13 protein-coding genes and 4 pseudogenes are annotated in these 26364 nt (G+C 66.8%); 9 read left to right on the top strand and 8 right to left on the bottom strand.

Going from position 1 to position 26364, the window contains the following annotated elements:
* The first annotated feature begins 465 nt into the window (after nucleotides 1-465).
* Nucleotides 466-1074, top strand: coding sequence for a DUF4190 domain-containing protein (locus tag EET10_RS20610; protein WP_136622994.1), 609 nt, complete (start codon nucleotides 466-468; stop codon nucleotides 1072-1074).
* 671 nt (nucleotides 1075-1745) lie between these two features.
* Here the strand turns inward: EET10_RS20610 and EET10_RS20615 are convergent.
* Nucleotides 1746-2204: pseudogene (locus tag EET10_RS20615) on the bottom strand (IS1380 family transposase); the annotation flags it as partial.
* A gap of 147 nt (nucleotides 2205-2351) precedes the next feature.
* Here EET10_RS20615 and EET10_RS20620 point away from each other — a divergent pair.
* Complete coding sequence (locus EET10_RS20620; protein WP_167480204.1) at nucleotides 2352-2915, top strand: LppP/LprE family lipoprotein; 564 nt, start codon at nucleotides 2352-2354, stop codon at nucleotides 2913-2915.
* 339 nt (nucleotides 2916-3254) lie between these two features.
* Complete coding sequence (locus EET10_RS20630; protein WP_122502445.1) at nucleotides 3255-6659, top strand: TM0106 family RecB-like putative nuclease; 3405 nt, start codon at nucleotides 3255-3257, stop codon at nucleotides 6657-6659.
* 33 nt (nucleotides 6660-6692) lie between these two features.
* Here the strand turns inward: EET10_RS20630 and EET10_RS20635 are convergent, their stop codons facing one another.
* The 3 genes and pseudogenes from EET10_RS20635 to EET10_RS20640 all read right to left on the bottom strand — a co-directional run bounded on the left by EET10_RS20635 (nucleotide 6693) and on the right by EET10_RS20640 (nucleotide 10784).
* Nucleotides 6693-8183, bottom strand: coding sequence for a cellulose binding domain-containing protein (locus EET10_RS20635; protein WP_246013742.1), 1491 nt, complete (start codon nucleotides 8181-8183; stop codon nucleotides 6693-6695).
* Nucleotides 8160-8588, bottom strand: a pseudogene (locus EET10_RS32000) (cellulose-binding domain-containing protein); the annotation flags it as partial. The pseudogene EET10_RS32000 and the gene EET10_RS20635, both read right to left, overlap by 24 nt.
* A gap of 402 nt (nucleotides 8589-8990) precedes the next feature.
* On the bottom strand, nucleotides 8991-10784 hold the full coding sequence (locus EET10_RS20640) for an MFS transporter (protein ID WP_082273204.1): 1794 nt from the start codon (nucleotides 10782-10784) through the stop codon (nucleotides 8991-8993).
* Nucleotides 10785-11454: 670 nt separating this feature from the next.
* On the opposite strand from EET10_RS20640, the pseudogene EET10_RS32415 reads away from it, so the two are divergent.
* From EET10_RS32415 to EET10_RS20660, 4 genes and pseudogenes are all read left to right on the top strand, one after another.
* Nucleotides 11455-12626: pseudogene (locus tag EET10_RS32415) on the top strand (PPE family protein).
* Between the two features lie 80 nt (nucleotides 12627-12706).
* Nucleotides 12707-13660: a PE family protein gene (locus EET10_RS20650; RefSeq protein ID WP_425461713.1), complete on the top strand. Its 954-nt coding sequence runs from the start codon at nucleotides 12707-12709 to the stop codon at nucleotides 13658-13660.
* Nucleotides 13661-14152: 492 nt separating this feature from the next.
* Nucleotides 14153-14908 carry a hypothetical protein gene (locus tag EET10_RS20655; protein WP_036400484.1) on the top strand — a complete coding sequence of 252 codons (756 nt, stop codon included), beginning with the start codon at nucleotides 14153-14155 and terminating at the stop codon, nucleotides 14906-14908.
* A gap of 181 nt (nucleotides 14909-15089) precedes the next feature.
* On the top strand, nucleotides 15090-18788 hold the full coding sequence (locus EET10_RS20660) for a multifunctional oxoglutarate decarboxylase/oxoglutarate dehydrogenase thiamine pyrophosphate-binding subunit/dihydrolipoyllysine-residue succinyltransferase subunit (RefSeq protein WP_122502446.1): 3699 nt from the start codon (nucleotides 15090-15092) through the stop codon (nucleotides 18786-18788).
* 160 nt (nucleotides 18789-18948) lie between these two features.
* Here the strand turns inward: EET10_RS20660 and EET10_RS31755 are convergent, their stop codons facing one another.
* A complete protein-coding gene (locus EET10_RS31755; RefSeq protein ID WP_122502447.1) occupies nucleotides 18949-20691 on the bottom strand; it encodes a PE family protein in 1743 nt (580 codons plus the stop codon).
* A 251-nt stretch (nucleotides 20692-20942) separates the two neighbouring features.
* Between EET10_RS31755 and EET10_RS20670 the strand changes: the two genes are divergently transcribed.
* On the top strand, nucleotides 20943-21776 hold the full coding sequence (locus EET10_RS20670; RefSeq protein ID WP_036400487.1) for an SDR family NAD(P)-dependent oxidoreductase: 834 nt from the start codon (nucleotides 20943-20945) through the stop codon (nucleotides 21774-21776).
* Nucleotides 21777-21903: 127 nt separating this feature from the next.
* Here EET10_RS20670 and EET10_RS20675 read toward each other — a convergent pair whose 3' ends face one another.
* Both EET10_RS20675 and EET10_RS20680 read right to left on the bottom strand, forming a co-directional pair.
* Nucleotides 21904-22755 (bottom strand): glycine betaine ABC transporter substrate-binding protein, encoded by an 852-nt coding sequence (locus tag EET10_RS20675; RefSeq protein WP_036400490.1) that lies wholly within the window; start codon nucleotides 22753-22755, stop codon nucleotides 21904-21906.
* Entirely contained in the window at nucleotides 22752-23933 is a 1182-nt protein-coding gene (locus tag EET10_RS20680) for an NAD(P)-dependent malic enzyme (protein WP_063467425.1), read from the bottom strand. The genes EET10_RS20675 and EET10_RS20680 overlap by 4 nt, the downstream gene beginning before the upstream one ends.
* 216 nt (nucleotides 23934-24149) lie before the next feature.
* Between EET10_RS20680 and EET10_RS20685 the strand changes: the two are divergent.
* A pseudogene (locus tag EET10_RS20685) lies at nucleotides 24150-25312 on the top strand (PE family protein); the annotation flags it as partial.
* Between the two features lie 37 nt (nucleotides 25313-25349).
* On the opposite strand, the gene EET10_RS20690 reads toward EET10_RS20685, so the two are convergent.
* On the bottom strand, nucleotides 25350-26339 hold the full coding sequence (locus tag EET10_RS20690) for a malate dehydrogenase (RefSeq protein ID WP_036400497.1): 990 nt from the start codon (nucleotides 26337-26339) through the stop codon (nucleotides 25350-25352).
* Nucleotides 26340-26364 lie beyond the last annotated feature (25 nt).

Here is a 26364-nt window from a genome sequence, read left to right on the forward strand (position 1 = left end):
CGCACAGCGACCGCCCCGAAAAATTCTGCCCGGTAGCCCGAAGCCAAGAAAGTACCTCGGGGGTGAAGGGATCGCCTGGACAAGATCTTCCTCCGGGGGTTGCGTTAACCGATGGCAGGGTGCAATGCAGTGGCGAAACACCAGCGCCTGAGGCCACATTCGCGGCGACCGCCGCGGCGCAGCTCGCCTTCCTAGTCGTGGGTGGACCAGGAAGCTGGCTTCGCCGCGTCTGGGCCCCAGCTGGTTGGAAAGGACCATTTAGCTTCTGGTCAGGGACTTCTGGCACTACTGGTGCCGCACGGACTGCGGCTTAGCTTCCGTCCATAAGCAACGAGGCTTTCACCGATCGGGGTCTGCCTGTCTTCCCAACCGCCACCGCAAGAGTGGCAACAGGCCCCAGCGGCGGGGGAAGCACACCCCCGCGGTCCTTGGCAGCACCCGCCGCAACCACAAAGGGGCAACGGCTTGGCGGTGACCGCCCTATTGTGTGGGGTCTTCGGTTCTTCTTTAGGGCTGGTTCCCGCCCTCGGGATAGCGGCCTTCCCGTTCGCCGTCGTGGGCCTTGCGTGTGGCGTCATCGCGATGGTACGGGCGAGCAAAGGGGTCCGGACGGGCAAGGCCATGGCCATTGCCGGCACGCTCCTGTGCGTGCTGGCACTGATCCTGGCGACCTTTGGGATTGTTGTCATCGCCAACTCCTTCAAGGACCGAGGCGACTCACGGAAAGCCATAACGGGCCGGAGCACGGAAGATATTCTGCGGAACGATCTCGACGTCCAGTTCGGTCAATTTGTCACTGACGACAACCCGTACCAGCCCGGCAAGATGGTTGTGACGCTCCGCAACAAGGGCAATAAGAACGCATCCTTCAGCGTCGACGTTGAAGCCTTGAATGCCAACGGAAATCGCATCGCACACGACACCGCTTTCGTGGAGGCGCTTGCGCCGGGTCACGCCATCCGGAAGGACATGTTCGTTTTCGTTACCAGCGATTTGTACGACACGATGAAGACGGTGACCTTCAAGGTCGTCGAGGCGTCGAAGTACGCGCCGATGCCGCCACCGACCACGTAGGCAGTCGCAGATTGTGGCTCAATGCAATGCTTTTCGCGGCAGTCATTCGGCATATCGGGATTCCGTGTCACCCCGTCGGACAAGGCACCGCGTCGCTGACGCGGACAGCAAGTACACCGACCTGGCTCACGATGACGACTACGGTCAACCGCGGAGCGAGACATGCGGGTTTGCCGCTCGTCAGCTGATCGACAAACGCACGAAACATGTTATTTTGCAACATTATTTCCGGCATGCAGTCGCGCGGGCCAACACGGCCCCACGAGCGACACACCGGGTTGGCCGGTCCACCGATCCCCCGGGCCGCGGCAAGATTGACCATGTCCACGTGACGCGCTGACCTTCGGCGCCTCACCAGTCCCACCAGCCACTGCAACCACCCCGAGGTCGTGCGCGCGTTGACTCACTAAAAGTGCCTTGCTCTCAGCGACAAATCGCGCTGCCGCACCTTCGCTTCGGAGATTGTCGCTGGTAGCCGGGCAAACCGACAACACTGTCTCCGCCAGTGACGCCTGTGGCATTTGCGATTCAGGCTTCACCTCAAAACCACCGATGGACGGCGCTGCGCGAATTGTTGATTGTTTGATCTTGATTCAGAGGGTCTGGGTGCGTCCATTCAGCCGGTCCGCCCCGCCTTTCCTGTTGGTTCCAGGTCGTGGGGTCGGGCGATGTCAGTCAGATGTGGATGTGTGACTGATTATGTTGTGCCACAGTGCAAGCCATACTGGTTCTCTGCGCCAGTGACTGCGCAGGCGCAGCGGTGGTCTGCGTTGCGGACCGGCCCGCCGGGCGGGGATGTCGACCAGGTGGCGGCGCCGTATTGCGCCGCGGGCCGTGCCGTGTCGGGCGCCGGCGAGAACTCCGGCAGCGCGCAACAGGTTGTGGGCAATGGCCGCACACAGCACCCAGGCGCAGTTGGCGCCGATGCGTCCGGACGGGATTCGTGCCAGGGGTCCATCGATGAGCTCGGCGAAGACGGTTTCGGCGACGGCGCGGCGGCGGTGGGCGATGTCGGCGTTGACGCGCGGTTCGGTTGAATCGGCGAAGAACGGGTGATATCGCAAGACCGGAAAGAACCCGCCGGCCTGGTTAGCATCTTTGACCCGGCGCACGATCATTCGGGCACTGACCGCATCATCGGCGAGCCCGGCGTCGCCGGGAGCAGCTGGCCAGCCGGCGCCAGATCTCGCTGGCGCGGCCACGCCTGACACCATCTGCAGCCCGATCGCGGTACGGTGCCCGTTGTGTGGTCGCTCCCCCGCCGTGCCGCGCCATTCATGGGCGTGTCTGCGACGGTATTGGTCGCCGCGACAGTGACGGGCTGTGGTTCGGGGGATTCCACGGTCGCGAAGACACCGCAGGCAACCACACCTCCCGTCGCTGCCTCCAGCACGTCGAGCCCGACGAACCCGCCGTCGGCGACGGCTGCCCCACCCACCAGTAGTGCGGCCCCGGCCGACCCGTGTGCGGTCAACCTCGCCTCGCCCGCAATCGTCCGGGTCGTGTCCGAGCTGCCTCGCGATCCCCGCAGTCAGCAGCCCTGGAATCCGGAACCGCTGGCCGGCAACTATAACGAGTGCGCGCAGCTGTCAGCGGTGATCATCAAGGCCAACACAAACGACACCAATCCCACCACTCGCGCGGTGATGTTCCACCTCGGCCAATTCATCAAGCAGGGGGTGCCCGACACCTTTGGGTTCACCGGTGTGGACGAGTCGCAGTCCACGGGAGACACGATCGCGTTGACGTACTCCGGCGGGATCACCGGCTTGAACAGCCTGGTGAAATTCCGCTGGAACGGCAGCGGCGTCGAAGTCCTCGGCAACACACCAGGCGGGTAACCGAATCAGTCCCGGAGCATAGTCGTCACATTTGCGGTCAAATCACCGGCTTTTCGCACCGAGCGGTGCCACTTGGCCCGCCCCCGCGAGGGCGTAGCCATGCTTCAGCGTGGTCAGCCGCCGACCCAACCGTTGGGCGGCTCCGGCGGGAAAGCCACATCCGCCGGAGCGCCCCCATCGCCAGGCGCGCCGACACTAGGGACACTAGGGACACTAGGGACACTAGGGACACTAGGGACACTAGGGACACTAGGGACACTAGGGACACTAGGACCAAAGCCAACAAGGCGGTACGCCTGTTCGTCATCGATGTCGGACCCCTGACCTACCGTTGCGGTTGTGTTCCTCAGCGACGGCACCCTGGTCTACAGCGCATCGGATCTCGCCTCCGCCGCGCGTTGTGAGTATGCGCTGCTCAGGGATTTCGACGCGAAGCTAGGCCGCGGCCCGGCTGCGCCGGTTGAGGACGAACTGCTCGCCAGAGCAGCCGTACTCGGGAACCGACACGAACGACGCCGGCTCGACCAACTGCGCGAGGAGTTCGGTGATGGCGTCGCCGTGATCGGTCGCCCGGCATACACGCTCGCCGGGCTGACGGCCGCCGCGGCGGCGACTCGACAGGCCATCGCCAATCATGCCCGGGTCGTGTATCAGGCTGCGCTGTTCGCCGGCCGCTTCGTGGGGTTCGCCGACTTCCTGATCCGAGACGGTGAACGCTATCGGATCGCCGACACCAAGTTGGCACGCTCGCCTCAGGTCACCGCACTGCTGCAGCTGGCGGCCTACGCTGACGCACTAGCCGGCTGCGGGGTGCCGGTAGCACCGGAGGCCGAGTTGGAGCTGGGCGACGGCGCCGTGGTGCGGTACCGGATTAGCGACCTGATCCCCGTTTACCGGTCCCAACGCGCCGTATTACAGCGGCTGCTCGACGATCATTACGCCTCGGGCGCCGCGGTGCGCTGGGACGATCCTGGCGTTCGCGCCTGTTTTCGTTGTCCGCTGTGCATAGAGCAACTGCGCGCAACCGACGACCTGCTGCTGGTGGCCGGGATGCGTGTCACCCAGCGGGAAAAGCTGCTGGACGCCGGCCTCACCACAATCGACGAGCTGGCCAAACACATCCAACCGGTGCCGGGCCTGGCCCCAAGCATCCTCGGCAAGCTGACTGCGCAGGCTAAACTACAACTGCGGCAACATAATACCGGTGAGCCACAGTACGAGGTCGTCGACCCGCAGCCGCTGGCGCTATTGCCAGAACCCGACGCCGGCGACCTGTTCTTCGACTTCGAAGGCGATCCGCTGTGGACCGCCGATGGCCAGGAGTGGGGGCTGGAATACCTGTTCGGTGTATTGGAAGCCGGACCGATGGGAGCCTTCCGGCCACTGTGGGCGCACGACCGGGCACAGGAACGTCAGGCCCTCAAGGATTTTCTAGCGCTGGTGGCCAAACGTCGCCGTCGCCATCCCAAGATGCATATCTACCATTACGCGCCGTACGAGAAGACGGCACTGCTGCGGCTTGCCGGGCGTTACGGCGTCGGCGAGGACGACATCGACGAGCTGTTACGCAACGGTGTTCTCGTCGACCTCTACCCGTTGGTGCGCAAGAGCCTTCGCGCCGGCGCGGAGTCGTTCAGCCTCAAGGCGCTGGAGCCGCTCTATATGGGCACCCGGTTGCGTGCCGGTGAGGTCACGACGGCAGCCGACTCGATCAGCTGCTACGCGCGTTACTGCGAATTTCGCGCCGCAGGCCGTACGGATGAGGCCGCGGCGGTGCTCAAGGAGATCGAAGACTACAACCACTACGACTGCCGCTCCACCCGCGAACTGCGCGATTGGTTACTGATGCGCGCTTGGGAAGCAGGGGTCACACCGATCGGGGTCCAGTCGGTTCCCGACAGCGGCCGGGTCGAAGATCGCGATGAGTTGGCCGCAGCATTGGCGACCTTCGTCGGTGACGACACAGCGCTCAACCGCACACCGGAACAGAACGTTGTCGCGTTGCTGTCGGCGGCCCGCGGCTACCACCGCCGCGAGGACAAGCCGTTCTGGTGGGCGCACTTCGACCGGCTGAACTATCCGGTCGACGAATGGTCTGAAAGCACAGACGTTTTCGTTGCCGACGAAAAGTCGGTGGTTGCCGCCTGGCATACCCCTGCGCGAGCGCGCAAACCGCAACGGCGGGTGCGGCTGACCGGCGAGCTGGCGCGTGGCGACCTCAAGACGAGCGTGTTCGCCCTCTACGACCCGCCGGCTCCGCCCGGCATGAGCGACGACCCCGACCGCCGGGCCGCGGGCCACGCCGAGGTTGTCGGGGTCGACGACCCCGGTCTGCCTACCGAGGTGGTCATCCTGGAGCGAACCGGCAGTGACGGCAAAACGTTTGAGCAACTGCCGTTCGCGCTGACTCCCGGGCCACCCGTACCGACAACGGTGCTGCGCAAGTCCATCGAGGCCACGGCGTCCGCGCTCGCCGTCGGGCTGCCACGACTGCCCCGTACCGCGCTGGTCGACGTGCTGCTGCGGCATCCGCCACGCACCCGGCTACCGCGCGGAACCGACATCGTCGCCGACATTACGGCGGCGGTGCTGGGACTGGACGCCTCATACGTCGCGGTACATGGACCGCCGGGGACAGGCAAGACGCACACCGCCGCACAGGTGATCAAGCGATTGGTCATCGAGCATTCCTGGCGCATTGGTGTCGTCGCGCAATCGCATGCCGCAGTGGAGAACCTGTTGGACTGTGTGATCGACGCCGATTTGGATCCCCGGTGCGTCGCAAAGAAGAAGTATGACCGCACTGCTGCGCGATGGCAGCAGATCGACGAGAAGCACTACCCGGCATTCATTGCTGACCATGCGGGATGCGTGATCGGCGGCACCGCCTGGGATTTCGCCAACGATCAACGCGTGCCCCGCGGCGGCCTGGATCTGCTGGTGATCGACGAGGCCGGCCAGTTCAGTCTGGCCAACACCATCGCGGTGGCGCCGGCGGCGACGAACATGTTGCTGCTCGGCGACCCCCAACAGCTTCCTCAGGTCAGTCAGGGCACTCATCCCGAACCGGTCGACGCCTCCGCGCTGGATTGGCTGGTCGACGGGCAGCGCACCCTGCCCGACGAGCGTGGCTATTTTCTGGACCGCTCATACCGAATGCATCCGGCAGTCTGTGCCGCCGTTTCGACGCTGTCCTACGAGGGCAGATTGCAGTCCCACGCCGAGTGCACCAGCGCCCGCCGCGTTGCCGGCTACCAGCCCGGCGTGCATATGCTTTCCGTTGCACACCAAGGTAATTCGACCGAAAGCCCGGAAGAGGCCGAGGTGATACTGGCTGAGATCCGGGCGCTGCTCGGACGGTCGTGGACCGACGAGCGCGGTACCCGGCCTTTGACGGCTTCCGACCTGCTGGTGCTGGCGCCGTACAACGCCCAAGTGGGGTTGCTGCGGCGGCGATTGAAGTCCGCGGGCCTGGACGGAATCCGAGTCGGCACCGTCGACAAGTTCCAGGGTGGGCAGGCTCCCGTCGTCTTCATCTCGATGACGGCCTCCTCGGCAGATGACGTTCCCCGCGGAATATCGTTCCTGCTCAACAGGAATCGACTCAATGTGGCCATCAGCCGGGCGCAGTACGCGGCGGTCGTCGTGCGCTCCGAGTTACTGACCCAATATCTGCCGACCACACCCGCGGGATTGATCGACTTGGGGGCCTTCTTGGCATTGACCTCGAGGCCACCCCCATAGCCACCCGAGGGGCCTGCCCTCAGCCGGCGTGGATCACCCCCCGAACTGCTTGAGGGAACTCGAGAATGCCCAGGCGGTTTGGGTCACACCGCTGCACGTGTTCGACGGTTGCGGAGTACCGGCCGGGCATTGCGAGTCGCGGTTGGCCGACCACATGGCAAGCCGGCCCAGACCCTTCTGCCGGGCAAAAGCCGTCAGCTTGTCGGCGTCGGCAACGGTGAACACCTCCCTGGGGTCATCGTTGACCCCGATCATCGGTGTCACCCCCACCATCGCCCAGAGCTGAGCGTCGGACTTCGACGGATACAGCGCAGCCAGCTGATCGTGGACGCGCTGGGCCGCCTGAATCGCGAGGTCGCCCATCTTGCCGTTGTAATCGAAGGCCGGGTCGTAATAATCCATCGCCATCACGTTCACCTGGCCGATGTCCACACCGTTGGCAATGGCGTTCTGCACCACCCGCAACCCGTCGACGGTCAGACCGGTGGGAAGCACCGGAAGGGTGAACGAGACGCGCACCGGGTTACCGGCGGCCTTACCGTCCGCCTGTAACTTGGCGATCGCCTGCGACCGGCGAGTCAGTGACGCGACGTCATTCTGGGCCGCGCCCTCGATGTCGAAGTCCAGATCGCGGATCCCATAGGCGTCGATCACCGACTTGTATTGCGCAACAAGTGCATCGACGCTGGTACAGGTCAGCGCCAGCTCCTGATTGGCGACTCCGCCGAAAGAGACGATCGCGTCGGCGCCGCCAGCGGTCAGGGCTCCGATCGCCGAGGTGACCCACTGGTCCTTGAGCCCGTAGTAGGTGCCCCATGATGCCGTGCACGGTGCGCCGCTGACGATGAAGCCCAGCGTCACGTGCCTGAGTCCCCCCGCGCGAGTGGCCGACGCATAGTCGAACTGTGGGTAGAGCGTCATATCGACGTAGGGGGCGAATCGCGCCGGGGTCGACCCGCTGGGGGTGACGGGCGGCGTGGTGGTGGTCGGGGCCGTGGTGGTCGGCGTCGTCGTGATCGTCGTCGGGGCTGGCGTGACGCCACTGCCCGTGCAGGCCTGGCCGTTGAGCGTGCAGTTCGTCGGCGCGGTGAAGCTACCCGCGTATGCGCCCTGCATGCCGAGGCTTGCCGTGCCCCCGTTGGCGGCCACCGTGCGCGTCCAATCCTCCGGCGTGAGCACGTAGTGGGTCCCCTGCGCGGCGAGCTTGGCATTCCAGGCGCTGGTCACGGTCTGGCCGGCCGGCATGTCGAACTCGAGCTTCCAGTCGTTCAGCGGCGTCGGGCCGGGGTTGGTGATCGTGAAGTTGCCGTTGAAGCCGTTGCCCCAGTCGCTGGTCTTGGCGAAGGCGGCGGTGTAGGCGGCGGCAGCCCCGGTCGGCGCGGTAGTGGTGGCCGCACTGGATGACGTGGTGGCCGCGCTGGTGGAGGTTGTGGACGTGGTGGTCGGGGTAGTGGTGGTTGTCGACGGTAGCGCGGACGTGGTGGTGGTCGCCCCGGCACCACTGCACGGCTGTCCGTTGACCAGGCAGTTCGCCGGCGGTGAATACGTTCCGGTCTGGGCGGCCTGGAACCCGACGGTGACCGAGCTGCCGGGGGCGATCGTTCGCGTCCAGTCTTCGGGGGTCAGCGTGTAGTGCGTGCCGGACTGGGCGAGTTTGGTGCTCCACGCATTAGTGATGGATTCGCCTGCGGGCAGGTCGAACTCGACCTTCCAGTCGGACAGCGCAGTCGCATCCGAGTTGGAGATCGTGTAGTTGGCGACAAAGCCGGTACTCCATTGCGATGTCACCGCCAGCTTCGCCGTCACGCCGGCAGCTCGGGCCACCGGAGTGACGACGACAACGCAGACGGCCACGAGAAGCATCGCGAGAACGGCGACAAGCGACGGTTGCCAGAGTTTTCGTAATTCGAATCGAATTGAATTTGGCATCGGCCTAACGTATGACCCCCGCCGATGATATTTCTCTCACAGCTGCCGGATCTTTCTCGAACCGATATCGGCGGGTAATCTTCTAATTCTCGAAATCATGCCTTTGCGAGATGCTTAGCATTGCTTTTCAAGCTGCTCGATATTGGCCGAATCGATGCCGGGATGAAATGTTCGCACGTTGCGCCTTGGTACAGCGTAGAGGCAGTTTTTCACAGAATTAAATTCTATTATGGGTCGCCGCTACGGCCGCTCCGGCGGGCGACGCGGTCCCACTTCCAGGAGAAACAAAGGTCGCTCCACCCGATTGCATACCGCTGGCCGAGCCGCTGATGGCATATTGCTGTACAGCGTCACTGCGCCGAACCGAAACAACGCGGCCGGCCGATCCCACCGCAGAAAGCGCTAGCCGGCGGGGCCGTGTGGATCATCGAGGTCATGCGCGCGGTACGTCGGCTGGCCCGACCCCAGCAGCGACGGCGTCGATGTCTGCGGTGACGAGTCAAGGTGCGACCCGTTGCGGACGACGTCGCCTGGGACGTCAGCCGGTCCGCCGCCCGATTGCCCATAGATCCACGGGATTTCGCCGTCCGGCTGGTGCCGCCGATCGGGTTCGCGACACAGGATGTACTCGACGTAATCGTCGTCGTCGAAGTCCTCGTCCTCGTCCTGTAAGTCGCCCCGGTCGTGGTCCTCCTGCACGAGCAGCCGACGGGAAGCCGCCGAAGCGGTGCTGCCGACCAGGAACAGCGCGGCCACGATCCCGAACAAGGCGACGAACGCGGGCAGCAGCATCGATTGCGACATCGCTGCCGAGAAGGGTGCGCGGACAAACTCGGGCAGCTGCAGGCCACCACCTTCGCCGCCGAATCCGGGGGCCCCGTCCGGCAAGGTCGGCATCTCGGCGCTGATCCGCCAGGTCATCAACGCCGCCATGCTGGCGCTGCCCAGCACCGCCCCGAGCTGCCGGGTGGCGTTGTAGACGCCCGAGCTCGCCCCGGCTTGGTCGGGGCGCAGATTGCGGGTGGCGGTGGCGGCCAGCGGCGACCAGACGAACGCCATCCCGACGCCGATCACGCAAAACGGCAACACTAGCCGCCAGATCGGCGTACCGGGGTCCATCTCGATGGACAGCCACGTCATCGCGATCGCCAGCGCCGAAAAGCCGAATCCGAGCACCGGCAGCGGGTGGTAGGTGTCGACGATACGGCCGACAAAGGGGGCGAGCACGCCGCTGGTGATCGCCACCGGCGCGATCAGCAAAGCCGCGCGAACGGGCGACAGCCCGCACACCGACTGCGCATAAAAGATCAGCGGCACCATCATCGCCGTCGTTGCGAAAGCCGTGATGGCTACGCCGACGGTGCACAGGGTGAAGTCGCGGTCCCTGAAGATCACCAGCGGGATCAGCGGCGCGCACCGGCGGAGCGATTGCCAGTAGACGAACGCCGACATCAATCCCACCCCGGCGACGAGCACCGCCCAGATCCACGGCTCCCACCCCGCGGATTGACCCTGCTGCAGCCCGAAAACAAGCAAGAACATGCCGATTCCGGACAACGCCACACCGATCAGGTCGAACCGTTGCGCGCGGACGGGCAGAACCGGCACCAGCCAGGCCGCCAGCGCCAGCCCGAGCACGCCGATCGGGATGTTGACGAAGAAGATCCACTCCCAACCCAGCCCACCGACCAGCGCCCCCCCGGCCAGCGGCCCGACCAGGCTGGCGACCCCGGCAGTCGCTCCCCACATGCTCATCGCGACACCGCGACGGGCAGCGGGAAAGGTCCGGGTGATGATCGACAACGTCTGTGGGGTAAGCAACCCGGCGCCCACACCCTGCACCACTCGAGCAGTGATCAGCGCGCCGGCACTGCCGGCCAGCCCGCACCACAGCGATGCGGCGGTGAACACCGTCAGCCCGGCCAGGTAAAGGTTCTTGGGCCCGAACCGGTCACCCAGCCGGCCGGCCACCAGCAACACCACCGCGTACCCCAGCAGGTAGGCGCTGGTCACCCAGACCACGGTGGCGTAGCCGACATGCAACACCGCCATGATGGTCGGGTTGGCGATCGCGACGATGGTCGAATCGAGCATGATCATGAAAAACCCGATGATCATCGCCCATAACGCGTGCCACGGGTTTGCGGAGCTTGCCCGGTAGTTGCCTGCGGAGCTCCGGCTCGTCGCCGTGGTCATGTACGCACCTCGTTTCGGCTACCGAATCCACGTGCATTATTGCGGAGCCCCCACCGACCGCCATCAGCCGATGCCCGCTGGTATCGCTCCGCGCGGTCCGCAATCCGCGCGACAGGCGCTCCCCTCCGGCGTTTCACTCCGATGTGATGGCGCGCTTTGAACGAAGCAAGGTGCGGTGCGCGTGACCACCGCGTTACCTCGACTCTCAATCGACTGGCCGACAGCCCACCAGCGCCGCCGGACGCGACGAACCGGGCCAAGGGACCCGCCGAACCCGCCGAGCGAGGCCAGAACCACGACCGCTGTAAAAATCGACACAACCACGCCCACCATATCCATAGACATTAGTTATTGAGTGATAGATTTTTGTGTTTGATATCTCCGGCTTGCTGCGAGAGAGTCTTTCCGGCAAGAGCCAGGCTCAATTCAGCTGTCGCACTTGACTTGTGAGATTTCAGGAAATCGGCTAGCGGTTAGCAGCATCATTCTCGTAGATCATTTATTTCCAGCGGCAGCATCCTAGAATCCCCCGAATGCGTTTGTTTCATGCTTATGGAGTCGAAACTGAATTATCGTCACCCGAACCAAAGGTCCGCGATGATTCCAATAAGGCCAATTCTATCTTCTTGAACTTCTTGAACGTGACATACCGCCAGTAGAAGGGTGCAACATGTTCTTCCACTTCTCGTGGTTGCCGCCGGAGATTAATTCGGCTCGGATGTATTCGGGCGCCGGGTCGGGATCATTGCATGCGGCAGCCGCTGCCTGGCAGCGGTTGGCCCAGGATCTGCAGGCGACGGCGTCGTCGTTTCAGTCGGTGATATCCGGGCTGGTCCATGGGCAGTGGGGCGGACCAGCTTCGTTGTCCATGGCGGCGGCTGCAGCTCCGCTGACGGGATGGTTGACCCCGGCCGCCGCGCACGCGCAGTTGTCTTCAGGTCAGACTCGGGGGGCAGCGGCCGCCTACGAATCGGCGTTTGCGGCAACTGTTCATCCAGCGGCGGTGGCAGCGAATCGAATATTGCTCGCAACGCTGGTAAACACGAATTTCTTAGGCCAAATGCGCCGGCGATCGCCACGACCGAAAATGTGTATGCTGAAATGTGGGCCCAAGATGTCGCCGCCATGGTCAGCTACCACGCCAAGGTAGTGACCCTGGCATCTACATTGTCTCACTTGAGCGCACCGCCGGCTGAACTGGTAGGCGCTACAGCGGCTCAACCCTGGTTCCCGCCCGTCACCCCACCCATCATCGATCCGCTGGGCCCGCTATTCAACACGGTTTCGGACGTGTTTTCAGACCTGCCGGCATCGTCATTGTTGTCGATGGCCGAATTAGGAATGTATCCGGCCAGCTTCATGATGTCGCCATTGATGATGGCGATGTCAAATGCACGCGGAGCCACCGCAGGATTGGGCGCAGCCGGATTGGGAAATGCAGCCACCGCTGCGGCATCCTCGGCTGCGCCGGTTGTTGGCGGCATCGCCGCTAGGGCCATGACAGGACTTGGCGGCGCCGCGATACCGGGCGCAGCGATGTCGGCGACCTTGGGTCAGGCCCACGGCGTGGGCGCGGTATCGGTACCACCGACCTGGCCAGGGTCGGTGCCCAGCGGACTTTCCAGTTCGGCAGTGCAAGGACTTGGATCCACGCCAACCCCTGCCCCCATGACCCAACCAACCCCACCGGCCGATGGTGTTCCGATGATGCCCATGGCGCCTCGGGCCGCGGGATCGGCTGCAGCGACGCCCAGCGAGGTAACCACCCGCGGCGGCGTCGGCGTCGCCGCGGCGGCGTTGGCCATCCCGCACAGCGTGATTCCGCGAGCTGGCATCGGATAATCCGAAAGCGGTGGGCATCCGTTGCCCGACAACGACATTGGCAAACCCCAGGAGGATGAGCTGTGTCATTTGTGACCATCATGCCGCAGGCATTGGAATGCGCCGCAACGGATGTGGCCGGTATCGGATCCGCATTTAGCGAGGCTAGCGCCGCCGCGGCCACCCCGACCACCGCGATCCTGCCCGCCGGCGCCGACGAGCTTTCGACGGCGATGGCCGCCGTACTCACCAGGCAGGGCCAGGTCTGGCAGACATTCAGCCACGACTATGAATGGCTTCACCAGCAGTTTGTCGACCTGCTCAACGGTAGCTCATTGAAGTATTTGGCCACCGAGATCGACAACGCCGCCCAGAATGCGCTCAAGACCGCCAACGCCGACAGCGAATGGCTCGTCGGGCGCGAGATCATCGGCAACGGCGCCAACGGGCTCAATGGCACCGGACAAAACGGCGGCGCCGGCGGATGGCTGTGGGGCAACGGCGGCAACGGCGGATCCGGGGCAGCAGGCCAAAACGGCGGCAACGGCGGAGCAGCCGGACTCTTCGGCCACGGCGGCAACGGCGGCAACGGCGGAGCCGGCGCCCACGGCGGCAACGGCGGCCAGGGCGGACTGCTGGTCGGCAACGGCGGCGCAGGGGGAATCGGCGGCACCGCGGCTGCGACGGGAGGCAGCGGCGGCAACGGCGGCAACGGCGGAGCAGCCGGACTCATCGGAAACGGCGGCGCCGGCGGCGACGGCGGCAACGGTACCGGCGACGGTATGCCCGGCGGCTCAGGTGGAAACGGGGGCAACGGTGGGTGGCTTTGTGGCAACGGCGGCAACGGCGGAAACGGCAGTGCGGGCGGCGGTCACGGCAGCCTGGGCGGCAATGGCGGCAGCGGCGGCGACGCTTACCTATTCGGTAATGGCGGAGCTGGCGGCAACGGTGCGGATGGCGGCACCGGAGGCGCAGGCGGCGAGGGCGGCATGCTGTTTGGGAGGCCGGGCAAGCACGGTGCATCGCCGGCGGACAGCACACCGAAACCTGCCTAATCACCTCCTCCAGCACCCGACCCCGCCTTCACCTGTTCCTGAGTCCTCAAGCCAGCAGGCACGGGCATGCCAGCCCCAGGCTTACCCGAGCTGGGTGACGGATTGCGTTAACGCAAAATTGTGGTGTGAACGCGGCTGACAAGCCAGCGACAAGCCAGCGACAAGCCAGCGACAAGCCAGCGACAAGCCACTGTGTATCACCGGGGCTGTCACTGGCGGCCGCGCAACCGGTGCTGTGTCGGGCGTTGGTGCTGTTGACCGGCTACGAGCGGGGCACTGGCCGGCGGGTTGTCAAAGGCGTTTGAGCCCCGCTCGGTGGGACCGCCCGATGCCGGCCAGGACCCATTGAACCCGCTTAACCGGCCCCTGCCGCGTCGTCCGCAACCCAAAAATCAGAATCGCGAACCACAATCCGAACCGATCAGGCCACCACGTCAAACCCGCGAAGCATCCGGGTTAGCCTGAAGGTACGCCGTTCTCAGGAGAGGCAACATGAGCGCTCGACGAAATAAGAGGTCTGACCCTGACGAGCAACCGGCCGGCACCGGCCGGCCCAAAGCGTCCTCGCGGGCTTTGGCACAGGTCATCGAACGCAGCTCGCATATCCAGGCCCCGGCGGCGACGGCCTACGTAGCCCGGCTGCGTCGAGCACACCCGGCTGCCAGCCCGGCCGAGATCGTCGCCAAGATCGAGAAGCGCTTCGTCGCCGCCGTGACGGCCAGCGGGGCCGCCATAGGTATGGTCGCCACCTTGCCCGGAATCGGCACCCTCGCCGCGTTGCTGGCGGCCGCGGGCGAGACCGCGGTGTTTCTGGAGGCCACCGCGCTACTGGTGCTGGCACTGGCGTCGGTCTACGGTATTCCGCTCGACCACCGGGAACGGCGTCGTGCCCTGGTGCTGGCGGTGCTGGTCGGCGACAGCAGCAAGAACGCGGTGGCCGAACTGATGGGTTCGGGACGAACCAGCGGCGGCTGGGTCTCGGAAAGCGTTGCGTCGCTGCCGCTTCCGGCGGTGTCGAAGTTCAACACCCGGATGTTCAAGTATTTCGCCAAGAGGTTCGCGCTGAAGCGGGGGGCGCTGATGTTCGGCAAGCTGTTGCCGGTCGGCATCGGCGCCGTTATCGGCGCCATCGGCAACCGACTGGTGGGCAAGAAGCTGGTGCGCAATGCGCGGTCGGCGTTCGGCGCGCCGCCGGCTCGCTGGCCGGTCACCCTGTACGTACTGCCGACCGTTCGGGACGCCAGCTAGCGGGCGGCTGGCCGGTGTCTCTGGCGAATCGCCAGCAAAGCGTTAGCCTTTATGAGGCGGCAGCGTTCCCGACCGCCAAGGGTGTGCAGTGCCCCATCAGCCGGGGCGGACAAGGATCGCAGGCGTCGCGCCACGGCGCTTGCAGGATGTCAAAAGCAGAGAATCGAGGCGAGCAGCGGCCGTGGCCAACATAAGTTCACCGTTCGGGCAAAACGAATGGCTGGTCGAGGAGATGTACCGCAAGTTCCGCGACGACCCCTCCTCGGTCGATCCGAGCTGGCACGAGTTCCTGGTTGACTACAACCCCGAGCCGGCGCAGAGCGCCCCGGCGCCCGCCGACAATCAGCCCGCGACGATCGCCCCGCCGGCCGAGCCCGTGCGGCCCGCGGCAAAACCCGCCGCAGAGCCGGCCGGCACCGGAGCCGCCGGCAACGGCTTACCCACCGCGGCGCCCGGCGCTGCTCCAACCAAGGCCGCTGCCCCGCCGCCGGCCGAGGGCGACGAACTGCAGGTGCTGCGCGGGGCCGCCGCGGCCGTCGTCAAGAACATGTCGGCCTCGCTGGACGTGCCGACCGCGACCAGTGTCCGCGCCGTCCCGGCCAAGCTGTTGATCGACAACCGGATCGTCATCAACAACCAGCTCAAGCGAAATCGCGGCGGCAAGATCTCGTTCACCCACCTGCTGGGCTATGCGCTGGTGCAAGCGGTCAAGCAGTTCCCCAACATGAACCGCCATTACGCCGAGGTCGACGGCAAGCCGAACGTCGTCACCCCGGCGCATACCAATCTGGGCCTGGCGATCGACCTGCAGGGCAAAGACGGCAAGCGCTCGCTGGTGGTGGCCGGCATCAAGCGGTGCGAGACCATGCGATTCGCCCAGTTCGTCACCGCGTATGAAGACATCGTGCGCCGCGCCCGGGACGGCAAGCTGACCGCCGACGACTTTGCCGGCGTGACGATTTCGCTGACCAACCCCGGCACCATCGGCACCGTGCACTCGGTGCCGCGGCTGATGGCCGGGCAAGGCGCCATCATCGGCGTCGGCGCCATGGAATACCCGGCCGAATTTCAGGGGGCCAGCCAGGAGCGCATCGCGGAACTGGGCATCGGTAAACTGATCACGCTGACGTCGACCTACGACCACCGCATCATCCAGGGCGCGGAATCCGGGGACTTCCTGCGCACCATCCACCGGATGCTGCTCGCCGACGACTTCTGGGACGAGATCTTCCGGGAACTGGGCATCCCCTACCTGCCGGTGCGCTGGCGCCCCGACAACCCGGACTCGATCGTCGACAAGAACCCCCGGGTCATCGAACTCATTGCCGCCTACCGCAACCGCGGCCACCTGATGGCCGACATCGACCCGCTGCGGCTGGACAAGACCCGGTTCCGCAGCCACCCCGACCTCGACGTGTGCTCCCATGGGCTCACGCTGTGGGACCTCGACCGGTTGTTCAAGGTCGACGGCTGCTTCGGCGGATCGCCCTACATGAAGCTGCGCGACGTGCTCTCGATACTGCGCGACGCCTACTGCCGCCACGTCGGCGTGGAGTACACCCACATCCTCGAACCCGAACAACAGCAGTGGCTGCAGCAGCGGGTCGAGGCCAAACACGTCAAACCGACTGTGGCCCAACAGAAATACATCCTGAGCAAGCTTAACGCCGCCGAGGCGTTCGAAACGTTCCTGCAGACCAAGTACGTCGGGCAGAAACGGTTCTCGCTGGAGGGCGCCGAAAGCGTGATCCCGATGATGGACGCGGCGATCGACCAGTGCGCCGAGCACGGCCTCGACGAGGTGGTCATCGGAATGCCGCACCGCGGCCGGCTCAACGTGCTGGCCAACATCGTCGGCAAGCCGTACTCGCAGATCTTCACCGAGTTCGAGGGCAACCTGAACCCGTCGCAGGCACACGGCTCCGGCGACGTCAAGTACCACCTCGGCGCCACCGGGGTGTACCTGCAGATGTTCGGCGACAACGACATTCAGGTGTCGCTGACCGCCAACCCGTCGCACCTGGAGGCCGTCGACCCGGTGCTGGAGGGCCTGGTGCGGGCCAAGCAGGATCTGCTGGACTCCGACGGCGATCAGCGCTTCTCGGTGGTGCCGATGATGCTGCACGGTGACGCCGCCTTCGCCGGCCAGGGTGTGGTGGCCGAGACGTTGAACCTGACCAATCTGCCCGGCTACCGGGTCGGCGGGACCATCCACATCATCGTCAACAACCAGATCGGTTTCACCACCGCGCCGGAGTATTCGCGGTCCAGCGAGTACTGCACCGACGTCGCCAAGATGATCGGCGCGCCGATCTTCCACGTCAACGGCGACGACCCGGAGGCGTGCGAGTGGGTCGCGCGGCTGGCCGTGGACTTCCGGCAACAATTCCACAAGGACGTCGTCATCGACATGCTGTGCTACCGGCGCCGCGGGCACAACGAGGGCGACGACCCGTCGATGACCAACCCCTACATGTACGACGTCGTCGACACCAAGCGCGGGGCCCGCAAGAGCTACACCGAAGCCCTGATCGGCCGCGGCGACATCTCGCTCAAGGAAGCCGAGGACGCGCTGCGCGACTACCAGGGCCAGCTGGAGCGGGTCTTCAACGAGGTCCGCGAGCTGGAGAAACACGCCGTGCAGCCGAGCATGTCGGTGGAGTCCGAGCAGCAGGTTCCACGCGGCCTGGCCACCGCGGTGGACAAGGCGCTGCTGGCCCGCATCGGCGATGCGTTCCTGGCCTTCCCCGACGGGTTCACCCCGCATCCGCGCGTCCAACCGGTGCTGGAAAAGCGCCGGGAAATGGCCTACGAAGGCAAGATCGACTGGGCGTTCGCCGAACTGCTGGCGTTGGGGTCGCTGGTGGCCGAGGGCAAGCTGGTGCGGCTGTCCGGGCAGGACACCCGCCGCGGCACGTTCTCCCAACGGCATTCGGTGATCATCGACCGCAATACCGGTAAGGAGTTCTGGCCGCTGCAGCTGCTGGCCACCAACAAGGACGGCACCCCCACCGGCGGCAAGTTCCTGGTCTACGACTCGCCGTTGTCGGAATACGCCGCCGTCGGCTTCGAATACGGCTACACCGTGGGCAACCCGGATGCCTTGGTGCTGTGGGAGGCGCAGTTCGGCGACTTCGTCAACGGCGCACAGTCGATCATCGACGAATTCATCAGCTCCGGCGAGGCCAAGTGGGGCCAATTGTCCAATGTGGTCCTGCTGCTGCCGCACGGACACGAGGGACAGGGGCCCGACCACACCTCCGGTCGCATCGAGCGCTTCCTGCAGCTGTGGGCGGAAGGGTCGATGACGATCGCGGTGCCGTCGACCCCGTCCAACTACTTCCACCTGTTGCGCCGGCACGCTCTGGACGGGATCATGCGCCCGCTGATCGTGTTCACGCCGAAGTCCATGCTGCGCAACAAGGCAGCAGTCAGCGACATCAAGGACTTCACCGAGATCAAGTTCCGTTCGGTATTGGAGGAACCCACCTACGAAGACGGCATCGGCGATCGCAGCAAGGTCCGCAGGATCCTGCTGACCAGCGGCAAGATCTATTACGAGCTGGCCGCACGCAAGGGCAAGGACAACCGCGACGACATCGCGATTGTGCGCATCGAGCAGCTGGCCCCGCTACCAAAACGCCGTCTCAACGAGACGCTGGACCGCTACGCCAATGCCACCGAATTCTCCTGGGTGCAGGAGGAGCCGGCCAATCAGGGCGCGTGGCCGCGGTTCGGCCTGGAGCTGCCGGAGTTGTTGCCCGACAAGCTGACCGGACTCAAGCGGATTTCGCGCCGGGCGATGTCGGCGCCGTCGTCGGGCTCGTCGAAGGTACATGCCGTCGAGCAGCAGGAGATCCTCGACACGGCGTTCGCCTGACCGCCTGACGACGATGCGTGACGATGCGCGCCGCGCAGCGGCGTGAGGAGGAGTCAGGCATTTGAATTGCGCCGCATAGCCCGCGAGCGTGCGTGTCTGTAGACGCACACGCCGAGCGGCATTCTGCGCACGCTCGTGGGGTGCGCAACGCGAAACGGGCCTAGCCCGACCCGCCGGCATCGCCTGTAGCGCCGTTGTTGCCCATAGCACCTGCGGTTGAACCAGAGCCGCCCGCGCCGCCGGCCCCGCCACCGCCGCCGCTACCACCGCCCCCGGGGCCACCCTGGATGATGATGGAGGCCGATCCGGCGGTCGCGATACCAGCCGCTTTGCCGTTGCCGCCGGTGCCGCCGTCTCCGCCCACGCCGCCGGTGCCGCCCACGCCGGTGCTGCCGCTGAGTCCCGCCTGGCCGAACAGTCCTCCCTGCCCCACCGCGCCCGCGGCACCGCCGGCGCCCCCGTTGCCGCCCGTACCGCCGACACCGCCGCTGCCCCCGGCACCGCCATTGCCGCTGATCGATAGTTCTCCATCGAACTTGTAGATCGCATATGAATCTCCGCCGACACCGCCGAGGCCGCCGTCGCCTCCCAGGCCGCCGGAGCCGCCCACACCACCCCTGCCGCCGGTACCGGCGGCTCCGCCGTCGCCGAACAGCATCCCGCCACGACCGCCGCTGCCCCCAACACCTCCGTTGCCGCCGGTACCGCCGGTGCCACCCACGCCCCCCACGCCACCGGCACCTCCGCCGCCGCCGACCGCGGTGACGGCGATAGTGTCGGCGCGAGCTTCGGCGGCACCGCCGGCACCGCCCACGCCACCGTTCGCGGCGATGCCACCGCCACCGCCCGCGCCACCGGCGCCGCCCTGTCCACCGGCCCCTCCGCTACCGAACAGCAACCCGGCGTTTCCCCCGACCCCGCCGGTGCCGCCGGTGCCTCCCGCCCCCGCTACGCCGGCGTCGGTGCCGACACCTCCGACGCCACCGATGCCCCCGGCGCCGCCGGCCGAGTCGTGTTCAAAAGATGAGCCGCCGAAGTTGTTGGCTGCCCCCGCCCCACCGGTGCCGCCGATCTGGCCCAGCGTCCCGTTGACGCCGTTCCCACCGGGGCCGCCGACGTTCGGGGAGGTCAGCGCGGCGCTGCCCGTCGCGGCGGTGCCGTTGTCGGGAGTCACGGCGCTGACACCGGTGAGACCCGCGCCGCCCAGCCCGCCGGCGCCACCGTTACCGAAGAGCACGGCGCTGCCGCCAGCGCCACCGGCGCCGGCGGTGCCGGAATTGACGCCCACGAGCGCCGCCCCGCCCGCCCCGCCGGCCCCGCCGTTGCCGTAGAGCACCCCGCCGCTGCCACCGTGACCGCCGTTGGCGCCGGCACCACCGCCCCCGCCGGCGCCGCCACTGCCGAAGAATCCGGCATCCCCGCCATTGCCGCCGGCGACGCCGTTGGCCGTCTGGCTGAACCCCGCACCGCCGTTGCCCAACAGCAAGCCGCCGGCTCCCCCGTCGGGATTCGCCGCGGTCCCGTTGGCGCCGTCGCCGATCAGCGGGCGCCCGAGTAGCGCCTGGGTGGGTGCGTTGATCGCCGCCAGCACGTTTTCTTCGACGGCCTGCAACGGATTGGCATTGGCCGCCTCGGCACCGGCGTAGGCGGCCGCACCACCCAACATAGCCTGCGCAAACCGCTGCTGAAATACCGCCGCCTGCGCGCTGAGCTCCTGATAGGCCCGGCCGTGGGCGCCGAACAATCCCGCGATCGCCGTCGAGACCTCGTCGGCGGCCGCCGGTAGCACCGTCGTGGTCAACGCCGCCGCCGCAGAGTTGGCCGCGCCGATCACTGAACCGATATCGTGCACACCCGCCGCCGCTACGGCCAGCGCATCCGGCACCGCGATCACGAAGGACATCGCGCCTCCTCTTGCCGAACCCGAATTGCCACTCAGTGACCGAAGCGTATCCGCGCGGAGCCCATGAATCAGCGGCTTCGTTGCAATACTCGGTCAGCTGGGTAAACCTCGGGAAAAACGCTCACGATGATGTGCAGGAGCGACGGAAAACGGGGGTCGGAATCGGGCACGCGTGAACCCCACCCGCCGATACCTCGGACCACCGGTACCGGCTAACCTCGACGCTGAGCTTCGGACAAGGGAGGGCGCTCATGGAGGGGTTCGCGGGGAAGATCGCCGTGGTGACCGGCGCGGGATCGGGCATCGGGCGGGCGTTGGCCCTCGAGCTGGGCCGCTCCGGCGCCAGCCTGGCGATCAGCGACGTCGACACCGACGGACTTGCGCAGACCGAGGAAATGCTCAAGGCGATCGGCGCGCCGGTCAAGGCGGACCGGCTCGACGTTACCGAACGCGAGGCCGTCCTGGCCTACGCCGACGCCGTCAACGAGCACTTCGGCAAGGTGAACCAGATCTACAACAACGCCGGCATCGGCCACACCGGCGACATCGAGGTCTGCGAGTTCAAGGACATCGACCGGGTGATGGACGTCGATTTCGGAGGTGTCCTCAACGGCACCAAGGCATTCCTGCCGTACCTGATCGCCTCCGGCGACGGCCACGTCATCAACATCTCCAGCGTGTTCGGATTGTTCTCCTGCGCCGGGCAGGCGGCCTACAACGCGGCGAAATTCGCCGTCCGCGGCTTCACCGAGGCGCTGCGTCAGGAGATGATCCTGGCCGGCCATCCGGTCGGGGTGACCACCGTCCACCCGGGCGGCATCAAGACCGCGATCGCCCGTAACGCCACCGCCGCCGAGGGGCTCGATGCGGCCGAACTGGCCACGTTGTTCGACAAGCGGGCGGCGCGTACCAGCCCGGAGCGGGCCGCCAAGGTCATTCTCGACGCGGTACGCAAGAACAAAGCGCGGGTGCTCGTCGGGCCGGACGCCAAGGTGTTGGACGTGGTGGTGCGCCTGACCGGTTCGGGATATCAGCGGCTGTTCATGCCGCTATTCGGCAAGCTGATCCCGGCGCCGCACCGCTGACCCTCGGGCGTCGGCATCGAGTCTGTAGCGTCGGCATCGAGCCTGCGCTCACCGCGCATTTTGGTCGCTCAGGCCGCCTCTGGCCGCAGGATCGGTGCTCAGGCCGCAGGCTCGATGCCCGCGATGTTCAACGGCCCAGCGGGTGCTCGCCCAGCCACGCGGCAGCCACCGCCTGCGGGTCGGCTCCGCCGGCCACCTGGCGGCGCATCTCGACCAGGGCGGCGGTGTCCAGCACGCCGGACACCTCGTTGATGGCCAGCCGTTGCCGATCAGTCAGCGTGTTGCGGCGATACAGCGGCACCACGTTCTCGGCCCGGATCAGCGCGTCCTTACCGTCGTTCAGCACCACGAGATCGGTGGGATTCGCGGGGTTGGCGGTGGTGGTCCAGGCCGCGGTCAGCTGTCCTGCCCGCAGCGCCGCCAACATCGTTGCGTCATCCGGGAATTCACGCGGCGCCGGTAGCCGGCACGATCCCACCGCTGCCGGCGGGTGCGCGCCGGTGACCATCCCGATGACCAGCCCGTCACAGTGGCGTGGCAACAGGTCCAGTTCGCTACCGCCCCAGGCCGTCGAGGTCGCCGGCGTCACCACCAGCGCGGGCTTGTCTTCGGCCGCGGTGGTGTAGTCGCCGGCGGCCACACCCTCGGGCAGCGCGGCGATCATCGCTTGGTAGACGGGCTTGTCGGAAAGGGCCGACGCGCCGGGCTGCAAGCTCTGCAACACCTGGCCGGTGAATACCGGCACGACGGCGAAGGCCCCGGAGTCCAGTTTCGCCATCGGATCGGCGGCGGTTTCGCCTCGCGCGGCAAAACCGTACGACCGCAACGCGGCCACATAGATGTCGGCCAGCAGCATCGATTCGCTGTCAGGCTGCGATCCGACCACCAACTCCGCCGGGCGATTGCCGGCGCCGGGCGCGCAGCCGGCCATAGCGAACACGACCGCGAGTAGCAGCGGGGCCAGCCTGCCGATCCTCACCCCGCGGTGTCTGAGGGCTCGACCGCGAGAGCCACCGCCTTGGCCACCGCATCCCCGACGCGCAGGTCCAGTGGGCTGGGAACGATCCGGTCGAGGGCAAGGTCGTCGCTGACGACGGAGTAGATCGCCTCGGCCGCGGCCACCATCATCTTTTCGGTGATTTGGCACGCACCGGCGTCCAGCGCGCCGCGAAACACCCCGGGGAAGGCGAGCACATTGTTGATCTGGTTGGGAAAATCGCTGCGGCCCGTGGCCACCACCGCCGCATACTTGGCCGCAACCTCGGGATGGATTTCGGGGTCCGGGTTGGACAGCGCGAACACGATCCCGTCGGCCGCCATGGTGGCAATCAACTCCTCGGGGACCACGCCCGCCGACACCCCGAGGAAGACGTCGGCCCCGTCGAGCGCCTCGACCAGGCCGCCGGTGAGACCGTCGGGATTGGTGCGGTGCGCCAGATCGACCTTGACGCCGTTCATGTCGTCGCGCCCGGTGTGCAGGATGCCGCGCGAGTCGAGCACCGTGATGTCCGAAACACCCATGGCCAGAAGAAGGTTCGTGCACGCGACACCCGCGGCCCCGGCACCCGACACCACCACCCGCAGCGAGGACATGTCGCGGCCGAGCAACTTGGTGGCGCCCATCAGCGCGGCCAGTACGACGATCGCCGTGCCGTGCTGGTCGTCGTGCATCACCGGGCAGTCCAGCGCCTCGATGAGCCGTCGCTCGATCTCGAAGCAGCGGGGCGCGGAGATGTCCTCGAGGTTGCAGGCGCCGAACGTCGGCCGCAGCCGCACCAGGGTTTCGACGATCTCGTCGGGATCTTTGGTGTCCAGCACGATCGGGATCGCGTTCAGCCCACCGTAGGCCTGGAACAGGGCGCACTTGCCCTCCATCACCGGCAGCGAGGCCGCGGGTCCGATGTCACCGAGGCCGAGTACCGCGCTGCCATCGCTGACGACGGCCACCAGCCGGTTGGCCCAGGTGTAGCGCGCAGCCAAGGTCCGATCGGCGGCGATCGCACGGCTGACCTGCGCCACGCCCGGGGTATAGGCGATCGACAGAGCCCGCTGGGTGTCCAGCGGCGCCTTCAGCGCTACCGAAAGCTTCCCCGCTGCGTGGGCCTCGAAAATCTCGTCGTTTCCGATGACGATCGGTGGCGGCACGATTCCTGGCACCGCATCAGGGTACTGTGCCCGGCCCGGCTTCCACTCCTGGGCCGTGCGGTTCGGCGGCCAGTAAGCACGACGCGCGCCGAGCCGATTTTCGGCGCGAAGCGCTGGACTTGCGTCAGCTCTTAATACGATCTGCACTGCTGCAGGACGGCTCGGTCGTAGCCGACCGGCGCGAAATTCGTCCCCTATCTGATCCCCTATCTGAGAGGAAGACGGCAGATGTCGATGCTGATCGCAGCGCCGGAACTGATGGCAGCGGCAGCTACCGATTTGGCGAGCATTGGCTCGATGATCAACACGGCCAACACGGTCGTGGCGGCCACCACGACCCAGATGCTGGCCGCGGGCGCCGACGAGGCGTCGACACAGATCGCCGCGGTATTCGGAGCGCACGGCCAGGCCTATCAGACGCTGGCTGCCCAGGCGGCAGTGTGTCACGACCGGTTTGCGCAGGCCCTGAACACCAATGCGGGCGCGTACGCGGGTGCCGAAGCCATCAACGTCGAGCAGACCCTGCTCGACGTCATCAATGCGCCCACCCAGGCCCTGCTGGGGCGGCCCCTGATCGGCAATGGCGCCGACGGCGGGCCGGGACAGAACGGCGCGCCGGGCGGGCTGCGCTACGGCAACGGCGGCAACGGCGGCGCGGGCGGTCCCGGCCAGGACGGCGGCAACGGCGGTGCGGCCGGGGTGATCGGCAATGGCGGGATCGGCGGGACCGGCGGCCCGGGCCAGACCGGCGGCAACGGCGGACCCGGCGGGATGCTGTTGGGTATGGCGGCAGCGGGTACGCCACCATCCCCGGCGGAACAGTCATGGGCGGTAACGGTGGCGACGGCGGTAACGGCGGCGCCTATGCGCCCGGCGGCAATGGAGGGACGGGCGGGGCCGCCGGCAACGGGGGAGCCGGTGGCGACGCCATCGTCACACCGGGAGGTAGCGCCTACAACGGGGGGCAGGGCGGTCACGGGGGTAACGGTGGCGCCGGCGCCGCCGGAGGCAACGGCGGGGCCGGCGGCAACGGCGTGGCCGCCGGCTCCGGCGGCTCCGGCGGCAAGGGCGGTCATGGTGTGGCCGGCTCACCGGCCACCAGCGGAGGCATCGGTGGCGCCGGAGGACACGGCGGTTTGATGTTCGGCGACGGCGGTAACGGAGGCGCCGGCGGCGACGGCGGTAACGGAGGCGCCGGCGGCGCTGCCGGTGCCGGCGGACTGCTCGGCCACTCGGGCAGCCCAGGCGCGAGCGGCGCCGGCGGCGCTGCCGGTGCCGGCGGCACTGGCGGCAATGGCGGCGCGGGCGGCCTCCACGGGACGGGGTCCTTGCACGGCTCCAACGGCGCGGCCGGCGGAACGGACGGACCGGGAACGCCCGGCACCCCCGGCCACACGGGATGATTGGACGGCCGGCGGGAAAACTTGCTTAGATCAGGCCGAGTTCGGTGACCGCGCTGCGTTCGTCAGCCAGCTCGGCAGTCGATTTGTCGATGCGGCCGCGGGAGAACTCGTCGATCTCCAAGCCCTGAACGATCGTCCAATCGCCGTCCTTGGTAGTCACCGGGAACGACGAGATCAACCCCTCCGGGACGCCGTAGGAACCGTCGGACAATACCGCCATCGACACCCAGTCACCGTCGGGGCTGCCCAGCAGCCAGTCGCGGGCGGCGTCGATGGTGGCCGAGGCGGCCGAGGCGGCCGAGGATGCCCCACGCGCTTCGATGACAGCTGCGCCCCGTTTGGCGACGGTCGGGATGAAGTCGTGCTCGATCCAGGTCTGGTCGCCCACCACCTCGGCCGCGTTCTTGCCGCCGATTTCGGCGTGGAACACGTCGGGGTACTGGGTGGCCGAGTGGTTGCCCCAGATCGTCATCTTCGTGATGTCGGTGACTTTCACGCCGGTCTTCTTGGCGAGCTGCGAGATCGCCCGGTTGTGGTCGAGACGGGTCAGCGCGGTGAAACGCTCGCGCGGAATGTCGGGGGCATTGCTCATCGCGATCAGCGCGTTGGTGTTGGCCGGGTTCCCGGTGACGCCGATCCGGACGTCGGCAGCGGCGACCTCGTTGAGAGCCTTGCCCTGCGCGGTGAAGATGGCGCCGTTGGCCTCGAGCAGGTCGCCGCGCTCCATGCCCTTGGTGCGCGGGCGAGCGCCGACGAGCAGGGCCAGATTCACGCCGTCGAAGATCTTGTTGGCGTCTGCGCCGATTTCGACGCCGGCCAGCAAGGGGAACGCGCAGTCGTCGAGTTCCATCACCACACCCTCGAGCGCCTTGAGCGCCGGCTCGATCTCGAGCAGCCGCAGTTCGATCGGGCGGTCGGGACCCAGCAGCGAGCCGCTGGCCAGGCGGAACAACAGGCTGTAGCCGATCTGGCCGGCAGCACCGGTGACGGCGACCTTGAGGGGACTTGCGCTCACGTCGGTTCGCTCCTTGTGGAGAAAT

This window comes from Mycobacterium pseudokansasii (assembly GCF_900566075.1).
Classification (GTDB): domain Bacteria; phylum Actinomycetota; class Actinomycetes; order Mycobacteriales; family Mycobacteriaceae; genus Mycobacterium; species Mycobacterium pseudokansasii.

Excerpts from the sequence above, each read along its gene's own strand:
- EET10_RS20655 (WP_036400484.1), top strand. The coding sequence starts at position 14,153 with ATGAGCGCTCGACGAAATAAGAGGTCTGACCCTGACGAGCAACCGGCC.
- EET10_RS31755 (WP_122502447.1), bottom strand. The coding sequence starts at position 20,691 with ATGTCCTTCGTGATCGCGGTGCCGGATGCGCTGGCCGTAGCGGCGGCG.
- EET10_RS20620 (WP_167480204.1), top strand. The coding sequence starts at position 2,352 with ATGGGCGTGTCTGCGACGGTATTGGTCGCCGCGACAGTGACGGGCTGT.
- EET10_RS20640 (WP_082273204.1), bottom strand. The coding sequence starts at position 10,784 with ATGACCACGGCGACGAGCCGGAGCTCCGCAGGCAACTACCGGGCAAGC.
- EET10_RS20670 (WP_036400487.1), top strand. The coding sequence starts at position 20,943 with ATGGAGGGGTTCGCGGGGAAGATCGCCGTGGTGACCGGCGCGGGATCG.
- EET10_RS20650 (WP_425461713.1), top strand. The coding sequence starts at position 12,707 with ATGCCGCAGGCATTGGAATGCGCCGCAACGGATGTGGCCGGTATCGGA.